This window comes from Haloferax sp. s1, assembly GCF_058382125.1.
On record NZ_JBZRPK010000462.1, the window covers coordinates 1 to 5,131 of the forward strand.

Sequence of the window (5,131 nt, forward strand, 5' to 3'; positions counted from 1 at the left end):
CGTCACCCGCATCCCGACGCTGCCGAGCGTCGCGATGAATGCCATACTTCGAGCGAAGCAGTTCGGGTTGAAGTCGGTCGCGAGCGCGACTTCGTGACCCGCATCGAGGAAGGCGCGAGCGTCGGCGTACTCGGCTCCCAGACCGAAGGCGGTTCCGGGGAGAACGACCGGCGTCACGTCGGCACCGACCAGCGTCTCTCGGCCGTCAGCGTCGGTTTGGAGCAGGTGGTCCGCGCTCGCCGCGCCAACGGCGGCCGCGACATCGGTGCCGCCGATATCGGCGAACTCGTCGGCGTGAATCTTCGGCGTGAGACCGTACTCCTTGCCTGCCTCCAAGATGCGACGGGACTGGTCGGCGGTGAAGACACCGCGCTCACAGAACACGTCGCAGAATTCGGCGACACCCTGTTCGGCGACGGCCGGGAGTTGCTCGGAGATGACCGATTCCGTGTACTCCTCGGTGTCGACATCGCGAGGGACGGCGTGTGCGCCCATGAACGTCGGAATCACGTCCACCGGATGCTCGCCGCCAGCGGTTGCGATGGCTTCGAGCAGCCGAAGTTCGGTCTCGGTGTCGAGTCCGTAGCCGGTCTTCACTTCGACCGTCGTCGTCCCGTGTTCGAGCATCGCGTCGAGGTGCTCGGTGAGGTTCGCCGCCAGCACCTCGTCGGACGCCTCGCGGACCGCGTCGACGGTGCGGAGGATACCGCCGCCGTCGGCGAGAATCTCCTCGTAGGTCGCACCCTTAAGCTTCGCCACGAACTCGTCGGAGCGGTCGCCCGCAAAGACTGCGTGGGTGTGCGGGTCGACGAACCCGGGCAGAACCGTCTTGCCGGTCGCGTCGATTGCGGTCTCAGCGTCCTCGGCCGGGTACTCGGCGAGGACTTCGTCAGTCGGGCCGATAGCGACGACTTCGCCACCGACAGCGGCGAACGCGGCGTCCTCGTAGACGACAACGCCGGTTTCGTCGTCGGGACCGACGACTAACTCTTCGGCACCGTAAACGACTGTCAGGTCAGAATCTGTAGTTGGCTCAGACATGGGACATCACTCCTGAAAGGAAGTGGGCAACTGCACGTGCGGCGGCGCGGGCGGTCTGGTCGTCGTCGTCGAGCGGCGGTGCGCACTCGACGACCTCGAAGCCGACGACGCGCGAATCGGATGCGACGCGGCGGAGCATCGAGAACAGTTCTCGTGTAGTGATGCCACCGGGTGTGGGAGCACTCACGCCCGGCGCGGCCGTCTCGTCCAGCACGTCCACGTCGAGGCTGACGAACACGTGGTCGCACGACGAGAGGGCGTCGAGCGCGAAGTCGGCCGTCTCGGTCGCCCCGCGACCGACTTCGTCCGCGGTCAGGATAGTGCCGCCCGAGTCGCGCAGGAAGTCAGCGTAGGTCGTCGAGGTTTCGAAGTGCCGCGCGCCGACGACGGCGAGTGTGTCGAGTCCCGCGTCGAAGAGTTGGCGGTACGGCGTCCCGCTGGACGGACCGTCTTGGGGTTCGCGGCAGTCGAGGTGGGCGTCGAAGCTGATGACGCCGATAGACGCGTCGCGGTCGAGGAGCGGTTTGACGTTGGCGACGGTCAGCGAGTTGTCGCCGCCGAGGAAGACGGGGAGCGCCCCGCGCTCGTAGACGTGGGCCGTCTCGTCGGCGACCGCGGACTGTACGTCCGCCACGCCGCCTTCGAGTTCGTCGATTGGTAGGTCGCCGAGGTCGCCGACGCCCGAAACGGGACCCTCGTCGAAGTGGTGCGACTTGGACGAGGCGAGTTCGCGCCGAATCGCGGCGGGACCGTCTCGGGCACCGCGGCGACCGATGACGGCACCGTCGTACGGTTCGCCGACGAGCACAGCGTCGAAGTCGCTCGCGTCTTCGATGCTCGTCTCGTTGACGACGTGGCCGAACTGTTCGTCGTTCGGGTCGGAGGACGTTCCCTCCCAGTGTGGCGGGTCACGGAATCTCATTCGTTACCTCGTCCCGCGTCGTGGTCCTGCATCGGGATATGGACGTTGGACTGTTCTGCCTCGTCGAGCGCGTCTTCGTAGCCGGCGTCCGCGTGCCGAATGACGCCCATCCCGGGGTCGGTAGTGAACACGGCGCGGGCTTTCTTCGCCGCGAGGTCGGAGCCGTCGAGGACGACGTGGTTGTTGGTGTGCAGCGAGTTGCCGATGCCGACGCCGCCGCCGTCGTGAACGCTCACGATGTCCGCTCCCGATGCGGTGTTGAGAAGCGCGTTCAGGATGGGCCAGTCGGCGACAGCGTCGGTGCCGTCCCGCATCGCTTCAGTTTCGCGGTTCGGGCTGGCGACGGACCCGGCGTCGAGGTGGTCGCGCGTGACGACGACCGGGGCCGAAACCTCGCCGGACGCGACGAGGTCGTTAATTTTCAGCGCGAAGCGAGCGCGCTCGGTGATGCCCTCGTCGTCGGTCTCGTAGCCGAGCCAGCAGACCCGCGAAGGGAGACCCTGGAACGACACCTGTTCCTGTGCGAGGTCGATCCAGCGCATGAGCGACTCGTTCTCCGGGAAGAGGTCGCGAATCGCCTCGTCGGTGCGGTAGATGTCCTCCGGGTCGCCGGAGAGCGCGGCCCACCGGAACGGGCCGCGGCCGCGACAGAACATCGGGCGGATGTAGGCCGGAACGAAGCCGGGGAAGTCGAAGGCGTGGTCCATGCCGCGGTGGGTCTTCACCTGCCCGCGGATGTTGTTGCCGTACTCGAAGGCGATTGCGCCCTCGTCCTGCAGGTCGAGGATGGTCTGGACGTGGCGCTCCATCGTGTCGAGGCTCTCTTCGACGTACGTATCTGGGTCGTCTTCGCGCAGTTGGTCCGCTTCCGCGGCGGTGTAGCCGCTCGGGTAGTAGCCTTCGAGTTCGTCGTGGGCGCTCGTCTGGTCCGTGACGATGTCCGGAATCTCGTCGCGTTCGAGGAGTTCTTCGAGCATGTCGGCGACGTTCATCTCGACGCCGACGCTGTAGGGTTCTCCCGCTTCGAGGGCTTCCTTGGCGTTCTCCAGCGCCTCGTCCAGCGAGTCGGTCGAATCCATCAGGTAGTCCGTCTCGACGCGGCGCTCGATGCGGTCGGGCTGGACTTCGGCCGCGATACAGACGCCGTTGTTCATCGTTACCGCGAGGGGTTGCGCCCCGCTCATGCCGCCGAGACCGCCGGTCACGACGAGTTTACTGGTCAGGTCGGCGTCGTAGTGCTGGCGGGCGAGTTCAGCAAGCGTCTCGTAGGTGCCCTGAATGATACCCTGCGTGCCGATGTACGCCCACGACCCGGCGGTCATCTGGCCGTACATAATCTTGCCCTGTGCTTCGAGTTCGTGGAAGTGTTCCCAGTCGTCCCAGTGGCCGACGAGGTTCGAGTTGGCGATGAGGACGCGCGGGGCGCGCTCGTGGGTCGTGAACTTCCCGACCGGCTTGCCGGACTGAACGAGGAGCGTCTCGTCGTCCTCGAGGTTGCGCAGTTCGTCGAGAATCGCGTCGTAGGCGTCCCACGACCGGGCTGCACGACCGGTTCCGCCGTAAACGACGAGGTCTTCGGGCCGTTCAGCAACCTCGGGGTCGAGGTTGTTGTTGAGCATCCGGAACGCCGCCTCCTGACGCCACGCCTGACACTCGGTCAGGTCCGTCCCCGTAGGCGCGCCCTGGTATTGCTTCCACTGCTCGCTCGGTTTCCCGAATCTGTCTTGCTGCGACGGTGGTTGTTGATCGTGCATATTATTGTCTTGGTAGGCAAAACAGGTAGCCATACTACCTCCGTACGGCAAGTCTTTTATATATTATAAATGTGCCCATTATTCATGTATAGGGCAAGCCGTCGCATCAGGACGACAGCCCCTACGCGCGGCCACGGAAGGGAACAGCTGACGTGTCCAGTCATCCATCACTAAATACCATATAAAATACAATATAGGCGGAGAGGATTAGGTCTACGTGATGTCCGAAGAAACCCCCCGAATTATCGGTTCCGTATCCCGACGAACCGCGGTCAAAGCGATTGGCGCGACCATCGGGACCTCGGTGGTAAGCGGGACTGCTGTCGCGAGAGACGGTCGAGAGAACGGAAAGGGACGTGAGAAACAGACAGGTCCGTACATCACGGCGCACCGCGGGTTCAGAGACGTGTACCCCCAAAATACTGTCGCCGCCGTGGAGGGCGCATCTCGCCTCGGCACCGAGCGAATCGAAATCGACGTCGAAGCGACGAGTGATGGAGAAGTCGTCGTCTTCCACGACGCGGCGCTCGACGACCTCACGGACAAGGAGGGACTCGTCAGTGAGACCCCATCCGAGACGGTTCTACAGGCCGAAGTTCTCGACTCCGGGGAGACCATTCCGACGCTCGCCGAAGTCCTCAACGCGACCCGCCCGAACGTCACGATGAATATCGAATTCAAGGAGTCCGGACCACTTTCCTGGACGGAATTCGCTAAACGGACGTTGCGTATCGCGTCGCAGTATCCGGGCGAGTTCTACGTCTCCTCGTTCGACCCCGATGCAATCAGGGCAGTCCGAGACATCGATTCGAGCGTCGATGTCGCCCCGATTTTCGGACGCAACAAAGACGAGAACCTGGAGATTGCCCGCGAACTCGATGCCAAGGCGGTCAACCCGTCCGTCGACGTACTCGACCGCGACCTCGTCGAAACCGCTCACGAAGAGGGCCGTGAAGTAAACGTCTGGACAATCGACAGTTGGAGAGAGGCACAGAAACCGCTCGAACTGGGCGTGGACGGCCTCATCGCTGACTACCCCAACATGGACACCTTCGGAACCAGCGATACGCGTCGTCACCCTCCGGAGAAGTAAGTTGAGGGACGGGGGAAGGGCCAGTCCCGTATCACTACACTACAGATACGGCAATTGCTTGCGGGAGTGTCTCACATCACGGCTTACATCGCGCCAGCGACGCCGCTGCCGATTGCGGTCCCACAGTGACCGCACGCAACGAGGTAGAACCGCTTTGCGGCCGTGAAAAAGCCATTCGTCGAATCCATGTCGAGGAACTCGACGTCGGACGCGTCATCGAGCGTTGCTTCACACTCGGGACAGTGAACCATTAGGCAGCACCGCCGCTCGGTTTCGCACCGGCGACACCGCTGCCAATCGTCGCGCTACATTCTGCACAGG

5 protein-coding genes are annotated in these 5,131 nt (G+C 63.8%); 1 reads left to right on the plus strand and 4 read right to left on the minus strand.

What is annotated here, in order from left to right; genetic code table 11:
* The 3 genes from hutI to hutU all read right to left on the minus strand — a co-directional run.
* Positions 1-1,041 (minus strand): imidazolonepropionase (gene hutI / locus QT222_RS06825; protein ID WP_491476728.1); only part of this gene is annotated, 1,041 nt, incomplete at its 3' end.
* The gene (gene hutG, locus QT222_RS06830; protein WP_004060797.1) at positions 1,034-1,963 is read right to left on the minus strand and encodes a formimidoylglutamase; all 930 of its coding nucleotides are present in this window, start codon (positions 1,961-1,963) and stop codon (positions 1,034-1,036) included. The genes hutI and hutG, both read right to left, overlap by 8 nt.
* Positions 1,960-3,717: a urocanate hydratase gene (hutU, locus tag QT222_RS06835; RefSeq protein WP_491476729.1), complete on the minus strand. Its 1,758-nt coding sequence runs from the start codon at positions 3,715-3,717 to the stop codon at positions 1,960-1,962. The genes hutG and hutU overlap by 4 nt, the downstream gene beginning before the upstream one ends.
* Positions 3,718-3,937: 220 nt before the next feature.
* Here hutU and QT222_RS06840 point away from each other — a divergent pair, with 220 nt between their 5' ends.
* Positions 3,938-4,810: a glycerophosphodiester phosphodiesterase gene (locus QT222_RS06840; protein WP_491476730.1), complete on the plus strand. Its 873-nt coding sequence runs from the start codon at positions 3,938-3,940 to the stop codon at positions 4,808-4,810.
* Positions 4,811-4,893: 83 nt separating this feature from the next.
* On the opposite strand, the gene QT222_RS06845 is transcribed toward QT222_RS06840, so the two are convergent.
* A complete protein-coding gene (locus QT222_RS06845) occupies positions 4,894-5,061 on the minus strand; it encodes a hypothetical protein (protein ID WP_491476731.1) in 168 nt (55 codons plus the stop codon).
* Positions 5,062-5,131: the final 70 nt, after the last annotated feature.

What these genes read in the sequence shown, in the direction of transcription:
- QT222_RS06845 (WP_491476731.1), bottom strand. Translation starts at nt 5,061, where the DNA reads ATGGTTCACTGTCCCGAGTGTGAAGCAACGCTCGATGACGCGTCCGAC.
- hutG (WP_004060797.1), bottom strand. Translation starts at nt 1,963, where the DNA reads ATGAGATTCCGTGACCCGCCACACTGGGAGGGAACGTCCTCCGACCCG.
- QT222_RS06840 (WP_491476730.1), top strand. Translation starts at nt 3,938, where the DNA reads ATGTCCGAAGAAACCCCCCGAATTATCGGTTCCGTATCCCGACGAACC.
- hutU (WP_491476729.1), bottom strand. Translation starts at nt 3,717, where the DNA reads ATGCACGATCAACAACCACCGTCGCAGCAAGACAGATTCGGGAAACCG.